19 protein-coding genes and 2 pseudogenes are annotated in these 19,285 nt (G+C 49.0%); 14 read left to right on the top strand and 7 right to left on the bottom strand.

The genetic code is table 11. From position 1 onward, the window contains the following. Positions 1–14: 14 nt before the first annotated feature. Entirely contained in the window at positions 15–1,364 is a 1,350-nt protein-coding gene (rimO, locus tag IPP66_22290; protein ID MBK9928010.1) for a 30S ribosomal protein S12 methylthiotransferase RimO, read from the top strand. A gap of 77 nt (positions 1,365–1,441) precedes the next feature. After that, entirely contained in the window at positions 1,442–1,864 is a 423-nt protein-coding gene (locus IPP66_22285) for a hypothetical protein (GenBank protein ID MBK9928009.1), read from the top strand. Between the two features lie 84 nt (positions 1,865–1,948). Here IPP66_22285 and IPP66_22280 read toward each other — a convergent pair whose 3' ends face one another. From IPP66_22280 to IPP66_22250, 7 genes and pseudogenes are all read right to left on the bottom strand, one after another. Then, a complete protein-coding gene (locus IPP66_22280) occupies positions 1,949–2,455 on the bottom strand; it encodes a CopD family protein (GenBank protein MBK9928008.1) in 507 nt (168 codons plus the stop codon). Then, positions 2,455–2,520: pseudogene (locus tag IPP66_22275) on the bottom strand (XRE family transcriptional regulator). Before IPP66_22275 ends, IPP66_22280 begins: the two are co-directional and overlap by 1 nt. Before the next feature lie 1,028 nt (positions 2,521–3,548). Next, positions 3,549–5,054 (bottom strand): murein biosynthesis integral membrane protein MurJ, encoded by a 1,506-nt coding sequence (locus tag IPP66_22270; GenBank protein ID MBK9928007.1) that lies wholly within the window; start codon positions 5,052–5,054, stop codon positions 3,549–3,551. A gap of 5 nt (positions 5,055–5,059) precedes the next feature. After that, positions 5,060–5,239 (bottom strand): hypothetical protein, encoded by a 180-nt coding sequence (locus tag IPP66_22265; GenBank protein MBK9928006.1) that lies wholly within the window; start codon positions 5,237–5,239, stop codon positions 5,060–5,062. Positions 5,240–5,294: 55 nt separating this feature from the next. Continuing rightward, positions 5,295–6,085 (bottom strand): annotated as a pseudogene (locus tag IPP66_22260) (SDR family oxidoreductase). Between the two features lie 45 nt (positions 6,086–6,130). Beyond that, a complete protein-coding gene (locus IPP66_22255; GenBank protein MBK9928005.1) occupies positions 6,131–6,412 on the bottom strand; it encodes a DUF503 domain-containing protein in 282 nt (93 codons plus the stop codon). A 3-nt stretch (positions 6,413–6,415) separates the two neighbouring features. Further along, positions 6,416–6,922, bottom strand: a complete 507-nt coding sequence (locus IPP66_22250) for a restriction endonuclease (protein ID MBK9928004.1) — start codon at positions 6,920–6,922, stop codon at positions 6,416–6,418. Between the two features lie 55 nt (positions 6,923–6,977). On the opposite strand from IPP66_22250, the gene IPP66_22245 reads away from it, so the two are divergent. From IPP66_22245 to IPP66_22190, 12 genes are all read left to right on the top strand, one after another. After that, positions 6,978–8,342, top strand: a complete 1,365-nt coding sequence (locus IPP66_22245; protein MBK9928003.1) for a bifunctional folylpolyglutamate synthase/dihydrofolate synthase — start codon at positions 6,978–6,980, stop codon at positions 8,340–8,342. A gap of 230 nt (positions 8,343–8,572) precedes the next feature. Next, complete coding sequence (gene lon / locus IPP66_22240; protein MBK9928002.1) at positions 8,573–10,936, top strand: endopeptidase La; 2,364 nt, start codon at positions 8,573–8,575, stop codon at positions 10,934–10,936. A 76-nt stretch (positions 10,937–11,012) separates the two neighbouring features. Then, positions 11,013–11,825, top strand: coding sequence for an SDR family oxidoreductase (locus tag IPP66_22235; protein ID MBK9928001.1), 813 nt, complete (start codon positions 11,013–11,015; stop codon positions 11,823–11,825). A 9-nt stretch (positions 11,826–11,834) separates the two neighbouring features. Further along, positions 11,835–12,941 carry an aminopeptidase P family protein gene (locus tag IPP66_22230; protein MBK9928000.1) on the top strand — a complete coding sequence of 369 codons (1,107 nt, stop codon included), beginning with the start codon at positions 11,835–11,837 and terminating at the stop codon, positions 12,939–12,941. After that, entirely contained in the window at positions 12,941–14,197 is a 1,257-nt protein-coding gene (locus IPP66_22225) for a hypothetical protein (protein ID MBK9927999.1), read from the top strand. The genes IPP66_22230 and IPP66_22225 overlap by 1 nt, the downstream gene beginning before the upstream one ends. Then, positions 14,194–15,303, top strand: coding sequence for a hypothetical protein (locus IPP66_22220; GenBank protein ID MBK9927998.1), 1,110 nt, complete (start codon positions 14,194–14,196; stop codon positions 15,301–15,303). Before IPP66_22225 ends, IPP66_22220 begins: the two co-directional genes overlap by 4 nt. A gap of 136 nt (positions 15,304–15,439) precedes the next feature. Beyond that, positions 15,440–15,898, top strand: coding sequence for a GNAT family N-acetyltransferase (locus tag IPP66_22215; GenBank protein ID MBK9927997.1), 459 nt, complete (start codon positions 15,440–15,442; stop codon positions 15,896–15,898). Next, the gene (locus IPP66_22210) at positions 15,895–16,128 is read left to right on the top strand and encodes a TfoX/Sxy family protein (GenBank protein MBK9927996.1); all 234 of its coding nucleotides are present in this window, start codon (positions 15,895–15,897) and stop codon (positions 16,126–16,128) included. The genes IPP66_22215 and IPP66_22210 overlap by 4 nt, the downstream gene beginning before the upstream one ends. Further along, positions 16,125–16,667: a DNA-3-methyladenine glycosylase I gene (locus IPP66_22205; GenBank protein ID MBK9927995.1), complete on the top strand. Its 543-nt coding sequence runs from the start codon at positions 16,125–16,127 to the stop codon at positions 16,665–16,667. The genes IPP66_22210 and IPP66_22205 overlap by 4 nt, the downstream gene beginning before the upstream one ends. 82 nt (positions 16,668–16,749) lie before the next feature. Beyond that, positions 16,750–17,529: an alpha/beta fold hydrolase gene (locus IPP66_22200; protein MBK9927994.1), complete on the top strand. Its 780-nt coding sequence runs from the start codon at positions 16,750–16,752 to the stop codon at positions 17,527–17,529. Next, the gene (locus tag IPP66_22195; protein MBK9927993.1) at positions 17,526–18,647 is read left to right on the top strand and encodes an MFS transporter; all 1,122 of its coding nucleotides are present in this window, start codon (positions 17,526–17,528) and stop codon (positions 18,645–18,647) included. Before IPP66_22200 ends, IPP66_22195 begins: the two co-directional genes overlap by 4 nt. Then, on the top strand, positions 18,640–19,278 hold the full coding sequence (locus tag IPP66_22190) for an MBL fold metallo-hydrolase (protein MBK9927992.1): 639 nt from the start codon (positions 18,640–18,642) through the stop codon (positions 19,276–19,278). Before IPP66_22195 ends, IPP66_22190 begins: the two co-directional genes overlap by 8 nt. The last annotated feature ends 7 nt before the right edge of the window (positions 19,279–19,285 follow it).

Here is a 19,285-nt window from a genome sequence, read left to right as displayed (position 1 = left end):
AGGAAAAATTATCAGTGACAAAAAATACCTTTCATCTTGTTTCATTGGGTTGCGCCAAGAATACCGTTGACTCGGATTCGATGGCACAATTGCTTCTCCGTGATGGATACAGTGCCGTGGAAGATCCCTCACGTGCGAACGTATTGATCGTAAACACTTGTGGCTTTATTGGTCCTGCAAAAGAAGAATCGATCAATGTGTTGCGCGAACTCGCGGATGGGAAAAAGAAGAATCAGATCCTCATCGCGGCGGGTTGTTTGACTCAACGCTATGGCTCAGAAGTGGCAGAGAAAGTCCCCGGTGTGGATGGGGTTCTCGGCACCCGTCGTTGGATGGATATTGTTCAGGTGGTACGCGAGATTCGAAAAGGTCCACACCCTGAACCTGTGTATCATTTGCCCGATGAAGCCAAGACAGTTGGTTCAGATGAGCATGATGCGATGCGTGTCTCTGTGGCGGGGGCAAGTGCTTACCTCAAAGTAGCAGATGGTTGCCGCAGGCCATGTGCATTCTGCGCGATCCCGCTCATCAAAGGGACGGCTGTCTCGCGTCCGGTGGAATCCATCCTGAATGAGGCACGTCGCTTGCGGGATATGGGTGTGCGTGAATTGGTCTTGATCGCTCAAGATACAACCGATTATGGACATGACCTTGGAATGAAAGATGGGTTGGCGATTCTGTTAGAGCAGTTGACGACTCGTGTCCCTGATATGGATTGGATTCGCATCATGTATGCGTATCCCGGCTATGTGACAGATCGCCTTATTGATGTGATGGCTTCGAGCAAGCAGGTTTTGCCATACCTCGATATGCCATTACAACATGCTCATCCTAAAACGTTGTACCGCATGAAGAGACCTTCAAATATTGAATGGGTTCATAAAACACTTGGCAAGATGCGCTCAAAGATCAATGATCTGTCCATTCGTACCACATTCATTGTGGGATACCCTGGTGAAACGGATGAGGAATATCAAGCATTGGTGGACTTTGTTCAAGAGATCCGCTTTGATCGTGTAGGGACGTTCCAATTCTCGTTCGAGCCCGGCACAACAAGTGAGCCGTTGGGTGACCCGGTCCCTGCCGAAGTGAAGCAGGCACGCTTCGAACAATTGATGGAACTACAACAAGGTATTTCGATGCAGGTCAATCAGTCGTATGTTGGCAAGACGTTGAACGTTTTGGTGGAAGGCAAGGATAAAGGAATCTCCATTGGGCGTTCCTATCGCGATGCGCCTGAGATTGATGGCATGGTATTTATCGAAGGCGATGCAAAGATCGGTGATATTGTGCCTGTGCGAATCACGGGTGCAATGGCCTATGATCTCACCGGTGTATTAGCTCCTTCGCTGATTTCTCTGTAACCTTTTAAGCTTTACTTTTATGCAAGATACGATCATGTTAGCGAATTTCTCATGCATAATATGGCGCGGAGGCTAACATGAAAAAAATATTTTCCTTTGTCGGTTTGGCACTAGTGATGGTCCTGATGACCGGTGTGCTAACAGCTGCAGCTCCTACGCCTAATGTTACGTTTGAATTGGTTCAGGGATTGCCCACAACAATGAATGTCGGTGAGTCTTACACGGCTATTGTGAAAGTCACCAGCGATACAGAGTACACTTGGGTGGCCGCTCGCCCCAGCTTCCAGTATGCAGGTAAGGGTGTGGTTGCTGGTCAGGGCAATGGTGGCGAACGTGCAGGTGCAGGCACCGAAGCGCTTCTGTCAGTGGAATACGTTGCCAAGTCTGAGACTTCGAGAATGCCGAACGGCGAGACCACAGTTTATTTGGTAGTTGGCGCCCGCTTCAAGAATGGTTACGTTGCCTCGCAACAGTTTGACTTTAACATCGCCGTGCCGTAACCTCCGTCAGTTTGAATACAGTTTATTAAACAGGAACAGCCGTCCCTTATAAAAGAGGCGGCTGTTTTGATTCAAATAAGTTGTCTATGATGCGCGGGCGAAGGATGTGGCGAGCAGGATCAGAATGGAGAGTCCGAAGTTGATCCGTAGGAGGAGTGTCTCGCGCTTTTGCAGTTGGATGATCTGTTCTTCATTGGCTTTGCTTTTGTTTAAAAGCAATCTGCGAATGGAGGGGATGACTTCCCATGTTTGGATGGCGCTGGCGACGACCATGAAGATACCGAGGATATGTTTGATCAGGATCGCCATTGACCATTGTGTGCTTGTGGATGCAAAGCCATCATAGTGTGGGTTGATGCTCATCTGAAAAAGGCCTGTGAGAAGTAAGAGACTCATGCAGAACCATGCGATGGGCTCAAGCCTTTTTTGCATTTCGTCGATGAGGGCAAGATGATCAACTGGCTTCAAAGCCTTCTTCGCGGCGGGCAAAAAGAGAATGGATGTGGCGGTGATACTACCGATCCATGCAACGGTGGCAAGCAGGTGAAGCCAGTATGTGACTGCAATAACCCAGGAGGGTGGATGTGTCATGGAGTGGCAGGTGGCTCTGTGGCAGGCGGTTCAGTAGCGGGTGGTTCAGTGGCGGATGGTTCAGTCACGATCACTTGAACGGTAGGTGTGATCAAGCTGTTCGGGTCGATGGTCGGTGTTGGTGGGTTACAACCCACGTACGCCTCGTCATAATTTGGTGCGGATATTTTATCGAGAGGGGCAATTGCCATTGCGTTGTCGTATTGTGCGACGGCATCGCAATATTGATCGTCGGCGTAGAGTTCGTCGCCGTACCGCATGGATGCCACCCGAAATCGTTCAGACGCTGTCATCGTGCCATCCCACAAGCCAGACCAACCACCGTAAACCTGATTGAAGTAATACAGGGTTTGTTTCCAGTCCAGTTCCCAGAAGGATGCGCCAAGGATGTAATAGCGTGCCCCTTCGCGAATACCGTTGGCGTTGTTATCCAACTGCCCAAAACGTTCGGCCAGTGTGAGGTAGTAGATCCCACCTTCAAGGTTGCCTTGTTGCGTGATGAGATCGTATCCACGATTGCGCAAGGCAAAGTAGTACATGCCATCTACCTGCGAAGTCTGATAATTGGAATCAAGCTTGCGCACTTCGTCGAGTGCCGTGAGCGCGGTGGCCCAATCTTTTGCGTCAATGTATTGTTTGGCCTTCGTAAACGCATCTTCAACGCCGCTGAAATCGGGCGTGGGGACTTGTGATGGTGTGGCCGTGGGTGCTACATAATTTTCCTGTTGGTTGATCTGCACCAGCACCTCGGTCAGCTTTTCCTGCGCGCCGGGAAAGTTCGGGTCGTTCTGGATAATCCATTCCAAACGTTGTTTGGCGATCTCGTAGCGACCGAATTGCAAATCTACCAGTGCATTCTGGAACTGTTCTCCCAGTTGCTTCATGATGGTAGTGTCGCGAGTTTGCTGGCGCACGTTGATGCCCGCGCGATACCCGCTGAAGACCGTAATGGCTAACAGGATAAGTACCCCGAGTGTGTTGAACAGGAAATTACGCCCGCGTTTTGGTTTTTGCGGGGTGACAGGTTTATTTGGCTGAGTGCCTTCAGAGTTAGTATTTTGAATCATGGGCGGTATTATAACAGTCCTTATTTTTAGAGTTTTAATAGCAATTTAATTTCAGACCAGATGATGGGCAGACAGATGAGTCCACCAACGAGCATTCCCAATAAAGCGGTCAATACTGCGGACCCGGGCACGATCACTGCCAAGCTGTAGGCTGTCACGCCTCCGAGAATGGCCGCGACTACGCCTTTGCCGATTGCGCTCCACACGACGATGGGTTCATGCATCTTGTTGCTTAGCCAGATGAAGAGGATGATGGCTTCGATCAATAATGCCAGTTCTGCCAACGCGATGATCGGTGCGCCTACATGTCTAAAGAGCGTAATGCCTGTAATGCCAACCGCGAGGAAGATCGCAAGGCGAATGAGCACCGCATATAACGGGAACATCGGTTCCTTGCGGGCATAGAATGAACGAGCCGCGATCTCTTGAATGGAGAAGCCCGTCAATGTGAGCAGATAGGCGCGGGTTGTCCATGTGATGAGCGTGGACGTGGCCTCGTCAAAGCCGAAGACCGCGCGCACAAGCGGATTGATCCCTGCCGCCATCACGGCCGCAACAGGGATGGTGAGGGCGATCAAAACTCGCAGGGCGCGTTCAATTGTCGAGCGAAATTCATGCCAATCTTCGCGTGAGGCGAGCTCGGCAAGAGTCGGCAACATGGCAGTAGCGATGGCTGTCCCGAGCAAAGTCTCAGGTACCTGCATGATCATCCAGCCGAACGTGAGCGAAGTTACTGCGCCAACTTGGTCAAGCCGTGATGCGAGGTTGTCGCGCGCGATCACGATCAGTTGGATCCCGAACATCGTCACCAAGCGTGGACCAAGTAATTTAAGTGCATCCAACAAACCTGTGTGGCGAAGGTCGAGTGCGGGAGTCCATTGAAAGCCATACTTGAACAACCCAGGGATCTGAATAAGTAGATGCAACGCGGCACCGATAATGACGCCATAGACCAGACCGTGGATCCCAAAACGAGGGACAAGAAAGATCGCACCAAAGATCTGGCCGACGTTGTACAAAATGGGCGCCATTGCAGGCAAAAGAAAATGCTGGTTGGCTTGCAGGCTTGCCATTACAAGCCCGCTGATCGAAAAGATGATCGTGCCGATAAGATTGAGCCGCATGAGTTCAGCGAGCAAAGTGCGTTGTTCCTCACCGAACCCAGGTGCAATGCCAACCTGCGCTTCGACGATCTGCTTGGCAAAGATGGCAATGAGAATGGCAAAGGAGCCCGTCACAACAGAGGCAAGATTGGCAACACGTGAGAACAAGTCCCACGCGGCGGCACGTCCTTTTGTGGTGAGGTAATCGCTCATCAATGGGATGAATGCCATCGCCAATGCGCCGCCCGAGATCAACGCAAACAGAACATCAGGCAGGTTATTTGCGGCGTTGAACGTATCGAGCAATCCCACCGAATCCGCGTATTGACGCGAGATGATTCCCACGCGCACGAACGCGAGCACCTTATCTATAAAGAAGAAGGATGCGACTAATAAAGATGTGCGTGCGAGAAACGATAATTTGCTCATTGTAGTTAATGTGCGGTGGGCGGAACTTCCACGCCTGGTAGTTTATCAGTCAACAGATGCACTTTATGGATCAAGATCGGCAGGCACTGCGCGCAAATATATTTCGCTTCCCCTTTGAAAACCAAGTTCAACAACGGAACGCTTTCATCCGTCTTTCCACAATTCAAACAATTTTTCTCTTCCATCGTTTCTCCAATCGTAAATCTAAAATCGTAAACTTGTGCTGAGCCAGTCGAAGCATCAAAACAATCCTTTGACAACTCCACCGTCCACGTTCAACATCACGCCGGTGATATACGAAGCGGCAGGGGAGACGAGGAATACAGCGGCATTTGCGAACTCTTCCGGTTGAGCCATTCGCCCGAGAGCGATCTCTGCGGACTGTTTACGCGTCTCTTCCTCAACCGAGGTTTGGTTCGCGGTTCCCCGGGCCTTCATCAACTCTGTGACTCGTTCCGTCTCCGTCCAACCTGGCAGAATGGAGTTAAGACGGATACCATCTTTTCCAAGTTCCAGCGCCAGCGACTTGGTCAAGCCGACCGTTGCCGCGCGGACACTGTTCGACAATACAAGGTTAGCCAGCGGTTGTTTGACGGTGAACGATGTCACCGTCAACACACTGGGCGTGGACGACTTCCGCAAGTGGGGGAGCGCTGCACGTATCAAGCGGACATGCGCCAGAAAGGATGTGTCCACCGCCTTTTGCCATGCCGTCTCATCAAACGATTCAAATGCGCCCGCGGAGGCCCGCCTGCATTGACGATCAGAATGTCCAGCCCACCAAACGCCTCCACTGTGTGTTGGATCAACTTTTCGGGCACGGATGCATCGCTTGCATCGCCAGCAAAACTTACTACCTGTGTACCTGTTTCCTTGTTTATTCTTTCCGCCGCCGCTTTGATCTTCCCATCATCCCGCGAATTGACCGCAACCTTGCACCCTTCCTTCGCAAGGAGTAAAGCAGTGGCGTATCCAAGTCCGCGTGAAGCGCCGGTGACGAGTGCAACTTTGTTTTTAAGTCCTAAGTCCATGTGTTCTCCTTGTTTTCACGTTCGAACGTTGAAACGTGAAAACGTTCAAACGATTTCTGTCTTCATATCCCAAACATCCCCATCTGACCAATTGCCTTCCACCCATTTTGCCACATTTCCCAGCGCGGACTGTAAAAAGGTATGGTCATTCCCGATCATCGCACAGCCAATGACGGCCTCATCCCATTTATCTTGCAAATCCATCTCCGCCACAGAGACGTTGAACTCTCGGTGCAAACGGGAAATGAGCGGCTTGATCCGTCCACGCTTTTCTTTGAGAGAAGCACAAGCAGGGAGATGGAGATGAATGGAGAGGGTGGCGAGCATTGTTTATAAGTCTATGCCTATGACATAAATAGGTACTTGGATTGCGCTCTTAAAATGGGGTAGGTATTTAACAATTTTTTCGAAAGTTAAACTTCCCTCCCAGTTTTGGTTAAATTCATTCTTCATTTTTCGCTGGAATTCTTTTGTTGTAACAACATACACCCCAACGTCAATTTTATCTAAACCTGAGTAGGACGATACTTGAAATTTGAGCAAATCAATCCCAAGAAAAGAAGCATGTCCAAATTCGACTTCAATTCCAACCCTTTGTTTTAAGAAGTCCATTCTTGCAGCAGGGTCGCCCTGTTCGTCAAATACTGCAGGTTGATCTTCCCAGCCTTTTGAAATAAATAAAGATCGTAAGACTTCATTGAAATGAGGACGTGATAATCCTTCTGGTTTAAGGATTTTGTCGCTTACCACATCCTCAATCTCTTGTTTTATTGCTAGTCTACTGTTTAGAACTTGTTCCGCAAATCGATAGGAGAATTTTTGAAACCTCATGTTAATCCTCTGAATTTATATATCCTTGCATTCATTATGCCCGCCGATTACAATCCCTCGCATGGACATCGAAGCCGAATACAGCAAAGCCTTAGATTATCTTTATTCGTTTGTGGATTATAGCCTGAAACATTCCTCCGAACTTGCGAAGGCGGAGTTCAACCTTGACCGCATGTTCGCGTTGATGGAGGAATTGGGCAACCCGCAAAACACATATCCCATCATCCATGTAGCAGGGACGAAGGGCAAGGGTTCGGTCAGTGCCTTATGTGCGTCGGCGTTGCGGGCGGGTGGATATCGAGTTGGTTTATACACGTCTCCACATTTGACCGATTACTGTGAGCGGATACAGGTCAATGGCGAACCGATCTCACATGAGTTGATGGTTGAGTTGGTTGAAGAGATCAAACCCGCTGTTGCGAAGATTGCCAAACTCACTACATTTGAAATTACAACAGCGCTTGGGCTCCTCGCCTTCGCAAAGCAGGGATGCACTGCCGCCGTGATCGAAGTCGGGCTGGGTGGTCGGTTGGATGCGACGAATATTGTCACGCCAAAGGTTTCGGTGATTACTTCGCTCTCATACGATCATATGGCTGTGCTGGGTGATACGCTGGCGAAGATCGCAGGCGAGAAGGCGGGCATCATTAAACAAGGTGTGCCCGTTGTTTCCTCCCCGCAAAAAGATGAAGCCCTTGAGGTCTTGGAGCGTGTAGCCAGAGAGGGCGGTTGTGAATTTACACTGGTAGGAAAAGATGTAACATATGGAAGATTGGGCGCATCATTGGAGAGTCAGACGCTGTATCTTGCTTCAGGCTTTTCTTCAAAACTTATCGTTACGATTCCGCTCTTGGGTGAGCACCAAATTGAGAATACGGCAGTTGCATATGCGGCCCTCAAAGAAAGTGGCATTGCGCTCTCCAATGAATCCATCCAAAAGGGATTTTCTCAGGTAAAATGGCGGGCCCGCTTCGAAGTGGTGCGCCGCGATCCGCCTGTTGTGATCGATGCGGCTCACAATCGAGATTCTGCTTTGCGTTTACGGGAAACGCTTGACGAGTATTTTCCCGGTAAACCTGTTATCTTGTTATTCTGTGTTTTGGAAGATAAGGATATTTCAGGTATTTTGGAAGAACTTAAACCAAGGCTTGAGTGTGTGATCGCAACACGAGCAGATCATCCGCGCGCGCCTTCGGTTGAATCCATTGCGGAACAGGTGAGAAATCTCGGCATCGCGGTTGAATCTGTTGAGCAGGTTGCCGGCGCATTGGAGCGAGCGATCGAATTGGCAGGCGAAAAGAAAGTTGTATTGTCGGCTGGGAGTGTGGCGTTCGCAGGTGATGTTGGCAATGCGTGGGCGCACAGGGAAAAAGCCAAAGCGGAAGAACAGCCTCCAGTTGACGAAGCAATCTGGAGTTGGGATTGAGGCGGTTAGTTCGTTGAGTCCGCAAGATGCGGGCGTTGGAGAACTCCGCAAAAGATGGTAGCATAGGTCATATCCGTTTATAAAGGTAGGGGCACAACACGTGCCCGATAAGAGAACAGATGAGTCATCCAAAAGAATGGAACGAAGAAGAAGATAATTTCGACCTGACCCTCTCGCAACGTACAGAGGAGTTGTATCGCATTCCCAATCGCGAGCCCGATGCCAATGGCATGATCGAGGCCGCGGTATTGCCGTTGCGCGATCTGATCATTTTCCCGCGTATGGTCTCGCCGATCTTTGTAGGGCGCGAGGCTTCACTGCTTGCCGTGGAAGAAGCACAGCGCAAAGGACTGACCATTATCGGTCTTACGCAAACTGACCCCGATCAGGATAAACCCGGCGTGCAAGACTTTCTGCCTGTGGGTGTGGAGATGGCAGTGGGGCGGTTGCTTGCTATGCCAGATGGCTCGCACTCTGCTCTCGTGCAAGGACGCCGCCGCGTGGAAGTTGTGGAGTTTGTCCGCACGACGCCTTATCTTGTAGTGCGAGCGCGCGTCGTTTCTGAACCTCAAACTGCGGACCGCCAAACGCAGGCTCTCATGCGCTCGGTGCTTGATCTGTTCGACCGTTGCGTGCAGTTGGATCGCACGATCCCCGATGAAGCACATCTTTTCGCAATGAACATCTCTGAGCCTGGCTGGTTGGCCGATATGGTCGCTACGTCGCTGGCTTTGAATTACGAGGCCAAGCAAGGTTTGTTGATGTTGCTCGATGTGCGCGGACGTTTGCAGGCATTGAATAAGATCCTTGCGCAGGAAGTGGATGTGTTGGAGCTTGAAGATGAGATCCACTCGCGCGTGCAGGATGAAGTGGATAAGAGTCAACGTGAGTTTTATTTGCGCGAGCAGATGCGCCAAATTCAAAACGAATTGGGTGAAGGCGACATCTTCACAAAAGACGCCACTGACTTAAAGACAAGGCTGGAATCTGCAAATCTTCCTGCTGAACCAAAGGCTGTGGCGCTCAAAGAACTGGATAGGTTAAATCAGATGCCGCCGATGGCCCCCGAAGTGGGAATCATCCGTACATACCTTGATTGGATCGTGGAATTGCCGTGGTCGAACTTCACGCCCGATAATCTCGATGTGAAGAACGCAGGCAAGATCCTTGAACGGGATCATTACGGACTCAAGAAAGCCAAGGAACGTATCCTTGAGTATATTGCTGTCCGTTCGTTGAAGCCGAAGAAAGAACGACAACCCATCCTGTGTTTTGTTGGGCCTCCCGGTGTGGGTAAGACCTCACTCGGACGTTCGATTGCCGAAGCACTGGGCAAGAAGTTCGTGCGTGTGTCGCTTGGCGGTGTGCGCGATGAAGCTGAAATCCGTGGGCATCGCCGCACCTACATCGGCGCATTGCCCGGGCGTATCATCCAAACCATGAAGCGGGCTGGGACGTCGAATCCGCTGTTCATGTTGGATGAGATCGATAAGTTGTATTCCGATTTCCGCGGCGACCCAGCCTCGGCCATGTTGGAAGTGCTCGACCCCGAACAGAACAACGCCTTTAGCGACCATTACCTCGAAATGCCATTTGACCTTTCGAAAGTAATGTTCGTGACAACGGCTAATTATCTCGGCAGTATCCCTCCTGCCTTGCTCGACCGTATGGAAGTGATCGAGTTTCCCGGTTATATCGAAGAGGAAAAGCTTGAGATCGCAAATCGGTATTTGGTCCCTCGTCAGATTGAAGAAAATGGATTGGACGGGATCAACCTCCAGTTTGAGTCTGAGGCGATCCGTCGCATTGTTCGTGAATATACATATGAAGCTGGTGTCCGCAATTTAGAGCGAGAGATCGGTAAAGTCTGCCGTAAGATCGCGCGTTTGAAAGCGGAGGGGAAGAAGTTCCCGACTCTCATTACGATCGAAGCGGTTGAAAAACTTTTAGGCCCGCAACAATTCTTCCAGTCTGAGGCCGAGCGTACGGATGAAGTAGGCGTAGTCACCTCGCTTGCGTGGACGGAGAACGGCGGCGAGATCATGCCGGTGGAAGTGGCAGTGCTGGAAGGCAAGGGCGGTTTGCAAATGACCGGGCAGATGGGCGAAGTGATGCAGGAATCTGGGCAGGCCGCGTTGACGTATATCAAATCGCGTGCGGCGCAATTAAACATTGATTCCGAAGTGTTTGAGCGCATGGATATTCATGTACACATGCCGGAAGGTGCCATTCCGAAAGACGGACCGTCTGCCGGTATTACGATGGCAACTGCCATCATTTCTGCACTTACAGGTCGTCCGGGCTATCGTCATGTAGGCATGACCGGCGAGATCACTCTGCGTGGACGCGTGCTTCCGATTGGCGGCGTGCGCGAGAAGGTATTAGCCGCGCACCGCGCCGGGTTGAAGACGGTCATTCTGCCTGAAAAGAATTTGAAAGATTTGGTGGATTTGCCCAAGACGGCGAAATCTGAATTGAAGATTCTCCCAGTGAAACACATGGACGATGTTTTGAAGATCGCCCTATCATCCGAAGTTGTGATCGAGCCACCACGGCCGAAGAAACAAAAGAGCGAAGAGAGCGAAGAAGAATAGATTAACTGAATCAAACGTCAAAGGTTGAGCATCGAGCAATCTTTGACGTTTGATTTTCAACGTGTTACGAGGTTTCATGTCTGCAGATCTAAAAGATAAAGTTGTTCTCATCACCGGGGCGTCTTCGGGGTTTGGTGAAGATGCCGCGCGTCTTTTTGCGAAAGAGGGATGCAAGGTGGTGCTTGCCGCACGTCGGCTTGACCGTTTGCAAGCATTGGTTGCTGAAATACAAAACGAGGGCGGCGAAGCTTTGGCCATCCCTGTGGATGTAAGCCAGCCCGCTGAGATTGAAGTGATGGTACAGACCACGCTTGATCTCTATGAAAAGATAGACATCCTCTTCAACAATGCTGGCTATGGCAGTATGGATTGGTTTGAAAAGCTTGATCCTGAACGCGGTATCGAAACCATCGTTCAAGTCAATCTCACGGGTACCATGCTTGTTACACACGCTGTCCTTCCGCACATGATCGAACAGCGTGCGGGTCATATCATCAACATGTCATCGGTGGCGGGTCTCATTGCCTCGCCACTCATCACAACCTATGCCGCCAGTAAATATGGTGTGCGTGCTTTTACCGATGCGCTTCGTCGTGAGGTCGCTCCGCTTGGTATCAAGGTCAGCGGCATTTATCCTGGCCCCGCAACTACCGAGTTCGGTCAACGGCTTGGTCATACAAAATCACGCGACACCGTCAAACGCTTTAAGTATCCGCATCTCTCATCTGAATATGTAGCAAGCCGTGTAGTGAGCGTGGCAAAACGCCCTGTGCGCAGTCTTGTTATTCCTTGGTATTTTCGCATTATCACTGGCTTCGATACATTGTTCCCTGTTGTAGTAGATTGGATTTTGTACGTCTTTTCAAAACGCAATCATCATCTGAATTAGGAGACTCTTGTGACGCAAACCCGCTTCGATAAACTCAACGCCTCATTACAGACTTCTGGCCTGGATGCGGTTATTCTGAATCCCGGTCCCACACTGACGCATCTCACCGGCCTCCACTTTCACTTGATGGAACGTCCAGTTGTTTTGCTGTTCGCAAAAGATCAAGTCCCGGCTATTGTGTTACCGGAACTTGAATTACAGAAAGTCGCTTCGTTGCCTTACAAACTTCAAGTCTTTGCCTACCCGGAAAAACCATCCGAGTGGGATAAGGCCTTTCGAAGCGCGTCGCAGGCCCTCGGCCTTGATGGGAAGCGGATCGGCGTCGAGCCACGGAATCTCCGCTTGTTGGAATACAGTTACGTAAAGACATCTGCTCCCGAAGCAGATTATCCTGATGCCAGCGATGTGTTGGCAGGTTTGCGTTTGAGGAAAGAGAAGAATGAAGTAGAGACGATGCGCAAAGCGGTTAAGATCGCGCAGTCGGCGCTTGAAGCGACCATCCCATTGATCAAGATCGGCATGACCGAAAAAGAATTGTCATCTGAATTGGTGATGCAATTGCTCAAACACGGTTCTGAACCTGAGATGCCGTTCGCGCCCATTGTCTCGGGCGGACCGAACTCAGCCAATCCGCATGCCTCGCCCAGTGAACGAAAACTTCAAGCTGGCGATTTGCTTGTGGTGGATTGGGGCGCTACTTACGATGGTTATATCTCTGATCTCACGCGCACTTTCGCAGTGGGTGAGGTGGATGATGAATATCAAAAGATTCACAAGATCGTGCAAGATGCGAACGCCGCAGGCCGCGCCGCCGCGAAGCCGGGCATCCCATGCGCGAGTGTGGATATTGCCGCACGAGATGTGATCGAAAAATCTGGTTACGGAAAATATTTCACACATCGCACTGGTCACGGCATTGGCATGGAAGGTCACGAAGAGCCTTACATGCGCGGCGACAATATGCAAATCCTTGAGCCTGGCATGGCATTCACTGTTGAACCGGGAATCTACCTGCCTGGCAGAAATGGCGTCCGCATTGAAGATAATGTGGTAATCACAGAAACCGGCGCTGATGTACTGTCCGATATGCCGCGTGAGATCAAAGTGGTGGGGTAATGCTATTTAATTGGATTCGTGAAAACAAAGGTAAATCCCTGCTTATTGCAGGGATTGTTTTGATGTGGATAATATTGGGGATATTATTTAAATTTTATGGGTATGGAGATACCTATCAGTTATTGGGGGTTGGTCCACACCCGCCGGTCTTTATGGATTTTCGGTTGATCCCAGGAAGCGCTGAATCGTTTCGTCACGGATATGAGCCTTCGATTGAAAATCCGTATGACCCTACCGAACGCATCTTTAATTACCCAGCCTTTTGGCGTCTGTTCTTTTACACCAACATTACACAAGATGACACGGTCTGGATTGTTGTGACCTTGCTTGTTCTGTATTTTGTGAGCATCATGTTGTTCCCGCAAAAGATATCTGTTTTCAGTGCGCTATTAACGCTGTTGATCGTCTTTGCTCCAGCCTCCATGCTTTTGTATGAAAGGGGAAATGCTGACCTGTTTGTCTTCTTTATCTGCGCAATGATTATCCTTGCAACGGAATACTCTGCAAACTTAACAGCAGGATTGATCATGTTTGGCGCGATAGTGAAGATGTTTCCATTGTTTGGGTTGACTGTTTTGTTAAAAGAACAAAAGCAGAAATTTTATAAGTTAGCAATTATCAGCATTGTCTTCATTATCGTCTATGGATTGTTGACGTTCCAAAGCCAAAGCGCGGCGTGGAATACCACTATGCGAGGTAACGGTGCTTCCTACGGTTCATTTGTCTTAATCACAAGACTGGGAAACTATTTACTGGAATTATTCCCGGGTCTGTTTTCATATGGACAGTGGCAACTTGTTTTTGAAGCACTTGCTCTCGTTCTGATTCTTGTCGCCGGGATCTTGGCCGTCCGCGAATCGAATACTTTGCTGGCATCACACGAGAGAAACCTAGCCGCATTTCGTATGGGTGCTTCGATCTATGTTGGGACTTTCTTGCTAGGTAATAATTGGGATTACCGGTTAGCCTTCCTGATTTTTGTCGTGCCTCAACTGTCCCAGTGGCTTTGGGTTGAAAACAAAGGGCACCGCTGGAGTGCAATTGGCACACTGATCTTGTTGTTCTTGACCTGTTGGAGTTTCCGTGTGCAATTTGATCTACCGTTTATCCCTTTAAAAGATTCAGTGAATCGGATATTTATTGTGGACGAACTCATTAATTGGCTGTTGTTGCCCGGGCTTACATATTTACTTGTTGCGTCCTTTCCAGAATGGCTGAAACGTGATCTTCAGAAAATTACAGGCGGTGTACGATGACACGACTTGGTTTTACACGTGAGAATACTGGACGTATCGTTTTGATCTCTGCCACAATCTTGATGTGGCTATTTCTCCTTCTGATGTTCAAAAACTATGGATACAACAAGACCTGGCAACTATGGGGAGTCCAGACCGAAGAATTGCCTTTTATGGATTTTCGCCTCATCCCCAGCAGTGCCGAGTCTTTTCGTAATGGATTTGAACCAACAGTTGAAAATCCATTCGAGCCCGGTGGGCGGATTTTCAACTATCCAGCATTTTGGCGGTTGTTCTTTTATGTAAACTTCATTTCTCAAGATGATACGATTTGGATCTGCATCGTCATGCTCATTCTATTTTTTACGGGCATTTTTCTATTCCCTCAAAGGCTTTCGGTTACGAGTGCATTTTGGATGTTGCTGATAGTTTTTTCTCCAGCATCCATGCTTTTGTATGAAAGAGGAAATGTTGACCTTTTCGTCTTCTTCATTTGTGCGCTTATTATTCTTGCGGCAGATTACTCTACCAACCTGACAATGGGGTTGCTTATATTTGGCGCGATCGTGAAGATATTTCCGTTCTTTGGGATTACAGTATTGTTTCGGGAATCAAAACGGCGCTTTTTCCTTTTTTCGGCCGTTGGTGTGATGATCCTGTTGATATATGGCTTTATTACCTGGGAGAGTCAAAGGGCCGCTTGGACTACCACCTGGCGTGGGGAAATGATGTCATATGGAACCTTTGTGTTGCTTACTCGTTTTGCATCTTATTTTCAATCTCCCCTATGGAAGGTCGCATTTGAAGGCTTGGGTCTTTTGTTGATCTTTATCGGCGTGATCCCTGCGATACGCAATTCCCAATCTTTGCCTGTAGCTTCCGAACGGAACTTGACTGCCTTTCGCATGGGAGCATCCATTTATATGGGCACCTTTTTGCTAGGAAATAACTGGGACTATCGTTTGGCATTCCTGATATTTGTTATTCCTCAATTATCAGAATGGTTTTATGCTGAGAACAAGACTCATCGCCATATTGCGATGGGTATGATGCTCGCTATCACATTATCCTGTTGGCATTTTGTTTTTTTGATCGACCTGCCTTTTATCCCGTTTAAGAATCGATAAATAGGATCGTTGTCTTTGACGATATTATTCACTGGCTTATGCTCCCGGGCTTCGCCTATTTGCTGGCTGCATCTCTTCCTATTTGGGTTAAGCAAGATCTACAAAAGATATTTGGGGTTCGTAAAAGCCAGCTGGTATGAGCGTGAAGATTCGCCCTGCCTCCCCAGAAGATGCCGATACGTTATCTCTTATCGCATTTTCTGCCAAATCTCACTGGCAGTATCCCAGTCGTTGGCTGGAGATATGGAAACCTCAACTGACATTTTCCCCTGATTACTTCCAACAACACGAGAGTTGGGTTGCTGAAGTGGATGATCGCCCTGTTGGCTTTTACACTCTTCAGGAAAAAGAGGGCAAGGCTTGGGTCGAAAATATATGGGTGCTTCCTGAGCATATGGGGCTGGGACTTGGTAAACAATTATTTCTCCATGCTGTATCCCGCTCCCGCTTAAAGGGACATCTGGTACTCCAGCTCGAAGCGGACCCAAACGCTGTAGGCTTTTATGAGAAAATGGGAATGCATCAAGTTGGCGAGGCAAGCTATATGATCGAGGATCATCAACGTATTCTGCCTCTCATGGAGATACAACTATGAAGAATATCGGACCGAAAAGCAGAGATTGGCTTACATCTATTGGGATTCATACATTGGACGATATTGCTAGTCTTGGAGTGGTGGAGACGTATAAGCAGGTCAAAGCAGCCTACCCTGAAAAAGTGACTCTCAACATGTTGTGGGGATTGCAAGCTGCATTAATGGATATTCATTGGAAGGACCTGCCTTCGGATATAAAAGACCAATTACGGAAGGAACTTGGAGAATGACCACCTACTGCGATTACTGCAATTCTCACCCCGAAGATACTTTCAATCGAGAGTATCACGATACCCAATATGGTTTCCCTATCACCGACGATAACCTGCTCTTTGAACGCCTCGTTCTTGAGATCAATCAGGCAGGACTTTCGTGGATCACGATTCTGAAAAAAGCGGATAACTTCCGCAAAGCGTATCGTAACTTCGATATAGATAAAGTTGCCAAATTTACAGAGAAAGACCGTGCCCGTCTTCTTGCTGATGCAGGGATCATCCGCAATCGCTTGAAGGTTAATGCCGCCATTGAAAATGCAAAACGAATCCAGGCACTGCAAAAAGAGTTTGGCTCCTTCAAAGGCTGGCTGGATGCTCATCATCCACTGACGAAGGACGATTGGACAAAGCTATTCAAGAAAACCTTTGTCTTTACGGGCGGCGAGATCGTAAACGAGTTTCTCATGTCTACGGGGTATTTGCAGGGGGCGCATGTAAAAACGTGCCCGATGTATAAGAAGGTAGCTTCGCTTCGACCTGCTTGGATGAAGTGATGGATATAGCGGATAAGCGGAATTGAAAACGCTTATCCGTTTTGTTTCACATCCGTCCCACCGTTCTTGTATAATCCAACGTATGTCACAGATCATTCCCACTGCGGAGCCTTTTTTCTTTCTAGGTGATCGTTCCAAGCCTGCCTGTCTTCTTGTGCATGGGTTTACCAGTTCACCCAAAGAGATGCGTTTGATGGGGGAGTATTTGCATGAGCAGGGTTATACCTGCCTTTGCATGCGTAATACAGGGCATGCCACTGACCCAGAAGATATGATCCGCTCGCGCTATACCGATTGGCTGGCTTCGGTGGAAGATGGGTATAACCTTTTGCGCGGTGTAAGTGAAAATATTTTTCTCATTGGGCTTTCGATGGGCGGTGTATTGTCGTTGTTGACGTCTACCAGACTAAAAGTAATAGGTGTTGTGGCAATGTCTACGCCATATAAATTACAAGATGACTCACGCTTACGGCACATTGAATGGATCAGTAAGATCGTTGCCTATATGCCGAAAAGTGACGGAGAGCCAGGCGCGAGTTGGTTTGATAAGCAAGCATGGAAGGATCACGTTGCGTACCCGATGAATCCTGTTCGTTCGATCGGGGAGTTGAATATACTTCTCGGGGAAATGCGCGCGGCTTTGCCTCAAATAGATGTGCCTGTGTTATTGATCCATTCGAAGGATGACCCGTATGTGTTGCCAGAAAATATGGAGTTGATCTACGGCGATCTGAAAAATGCGTCAGATAAGACAAAGCTTTATATAACGGGATCAGGCCATGTCGTTACGCGTGATGCGGCTCATCGTCAGGTATTTGAATCAGCGTTGGAATTTATCCAGCGTGTGGGAGGCCGCGTTTGAATCGTAATCTGTTATTTGTGGCTCTCGCCCTGCTTACTTGGGGATTTGGCGAGGGCATGTTTTTTAATTTTCAACCCATCTACCTGAAATCATTGGGAAGTGATGAGCAACAGATCGGTTTGATATTGGGCGCGTTCGGCGCGGCGATGGCGATCACACATATCCCCGCAGGGAGATTATCAGACCGCTTCGGGCGCAGGCCGCTGTTGGTGATCGCATGGGTCATGGGACTCGCGGCAACGATCATCATGGCGTTTGCGCGTGAGTTGCCATGGTTCGTCGTTGGCATGTTGATCTATGGTTTGACCGCGTTCGTTTCATCACCATTGAGTAGCTATGTGACCGCGGCGCGTGGGAAGTGGTCTGTTGGCATGGCGCTTTCATTGACGACCGCGACATTCAATACCGGCATGGTGTTTGGCCCTCTTACGGGTGGATGGATCGGCGAACATTATGGTTTACGCACGGTCTATACCGTTGCCGCATGTATTTTTTTCGTGTCAACTATTTTTATGTTCTTTGTTGAAAAGCAACCGATAGATCGTCACGATCCCGAGTCGCCACCCACCGGCTTGATGAAGAACACACGTTTCCTCAGTTATCTTGGCATTCTGGCATTTGCGATCTTTGCGATGTATCTCGCACAACCTTTCACTCCGAATTTTTTGAAAGATGTGCGTGGACTTTCGTTGAGCAATGTGGGTGTGGTCTTTACGTTGGGCGCTTTGGGGAATGCGTTATCTGCGATCTTCTTGAGCCGCACAAATCCGTATCGTGGTTTTATTCTGTCACAGTTGATGGTGGCGGCATTTGCGTTCATTATGTTGCGTGGCACAGGCCTTGTGGTTTTTGCGCTCGGATATTTTTTGCTCGGCGGATTCCGCGCGGGACGTCCGCTGGCGATGGCGCAGGCGCGCGAACTTGTCCACGAATCACAAATGGGACTTACCTATGGGGTTATGGAGACAGTCAGCGCCGTTATCTTTATTTTGACTCCTCCGCTGGCGGGATTCATTTACAAGAATGATCCGATGACGATTTATACGCTCTCTCTTGGACTTATAGCTGTTTCAGTCTTAATTAGTATTATTCTCCCGAGGAGGCTTGTCCATGTTTGAAATCGTATCTTTTACACTGGGTCCTGTACAAACGAACGCGTATCTTGTTGCAGATTCCGAAACCAAAGAAGCAGTTGTCATTGACCCGGCATGGGATGGGCATATTATCTTGCAAGCCGCGGAAAAACGTGGCTGGCGTATCGGTCATCTTTGGTATACGCACGCACACTTTGACCATATCGGCGGAGCAGGTGCAATTGCCGATGCGTTGAACCCTTTGCCCTTGGTGGCGTTGCATCCGAACGATCATGTGCTGTGGCGGGCCGCAGGCGGAGGCGCACTCTTCGGCTTCAACATTGACCCCGGCCCCGAACCAACGATCGACTTTGCCCACGGACAAACTTTGAAGTTGGGTAGTTATGAGTTTGAAGTCCGCTTTACTCCGGGGCATACGACAGGTCATTGTGTGTTATATGTTGCTTCTGAAAAAGTCTGCTTTTGCGGTGACTTGATTTTCAATGGTTCCGTCGGTCGCACCGATCTGCCCGGTGGCAGTTGGGAGACTCTGTTGAAGAGTATCAAAGAACAGATCTTTACGATGCCCGATGACACACGTCTTCTTTCTGGTCATGGTCTCATGACAACAGTAGGGAATGAGAAGGTAAGTAATCCGTTTTTAGAAGGAATATAGATTTGGG

The sequence above is a fragment of the Candidatus Defluviilinea proxima genome, assembly GCA_016721115.1.
Taxonomy (GTDB): domain Bacteria; phylum Chloroflexota; class Anaerolineae; order Anaerolineales; family Villigracilaceae; genus Defluviilinea; species Defluviilinea proxima.
This window is presented reverse-complemented; position numbering and strand designations above follow the sequence as displayed.

Excerpts from the sequence above, each read along its gene's own strand:
- IPP66_22285 (MBK9928009.1), top strand. The coding sequence starts at position 1,442 with ATGAAAAAAATATTTTCCTTTGTCGGTTTGGCACTAGTGATGGTCCTG.
- IPP66_22280 (MBK9928008.1), bottom strand. The coding sequence starts at position 2,455 with ATGACACATCCACCCTCCTGGGTTATTGCAGTCACATACTGGCTTCAC.
- IPP66_22270 (MBK9928007.1), bottom strand. The coding sequence starts at position 5,054 with ATGAGCAAATTATCGTTTCTCGCACGCACATCTTTATTAGTCGCATCC.
- IPP66_22265 (MBK9928006.1), bottom strand. The coding sequence starts at position 5,239 with ATGGAAGAGAAAAATTGTTTGAATTGTGGAAAGACGGATGAAAGCGTT.
- IPP66_22255 (MBK9928005.1), bottom strand. The coding sequence starts at position 6,412 with ATGCTCGCCACCCTCTCCATTCATCTCCATCTCCCTGCTTGTGCTTCT.
- IPP66_22245 (MBK9928003.1), top strand. The coding sequence starts at position 6,978 with ATGGACATCGAAGCCGAATACAGCAAAGCCTTAGATTATCTTTATTCG.
- lon (MBK9928002.1), top strand. The coding sequence starts at position 8,573 with ATGATCGAGGCCGCGGTATTGCCGTTGCGCGATCTGATCATTTTCCCG.
- IPP66_22235 (MBK9928001.1), top strand. The coding sequence starts at position 11,013 with ATGTCTGCAGATCTAAAAGATAAAGTTGTTCTCATCACCGGGGCGTCT.
- IPP66_22225 (MBK9927999.1), top strand. The coding sequence starts at position 12,941 with ATGCTATTTAATTGGATTCGTGAAAACAAAGGTAAATCCCTGCTTATT.
- IPP66_22220 (MBK9927998.1), top strand. The coding sequence starts at position 14,194 with ATGACACGACTTGGTTTTACACGTGAGAATACTGGACGTATCGTTTTG.
- IPP66_22215 (MBK9927997.1), top strand. The coding sequence starts at position 15,440 with ATGAGCGTGAAGATTCGCCCTGCCTCCCCAGAAGATGCCGATACGTTA.
- IPP66_22210 (MBK9927996.1), top strand. The coding sequence starts at position 15,895 with ATGAAGAATATCGGACCGAAAAGCAGAGATTGGCTTACATCTATTGGG.
- IPP66_22205 (MBK9927995.1), top strand. The coding sequence starts at position 16,125 with ATGACCACCTACTGCGATTACTGCAATTCTCACCCCGAAGATACTTTC.
- IPP66_22200 (MBK9927994.1), top strand. The coding sequence starts at position 16,750 with ATGTCACAGATCATTCCCACTGCGGAGCCTTTTTTCTTTCTAGGTGAT.
- IPP66_22190 (MBK9927992.1), top strand. The coding sequence starts at position 18,640 with ATGTTTGAAATCGTATCTTTTACACTGGGTCCTGTACAAACGAACGCG.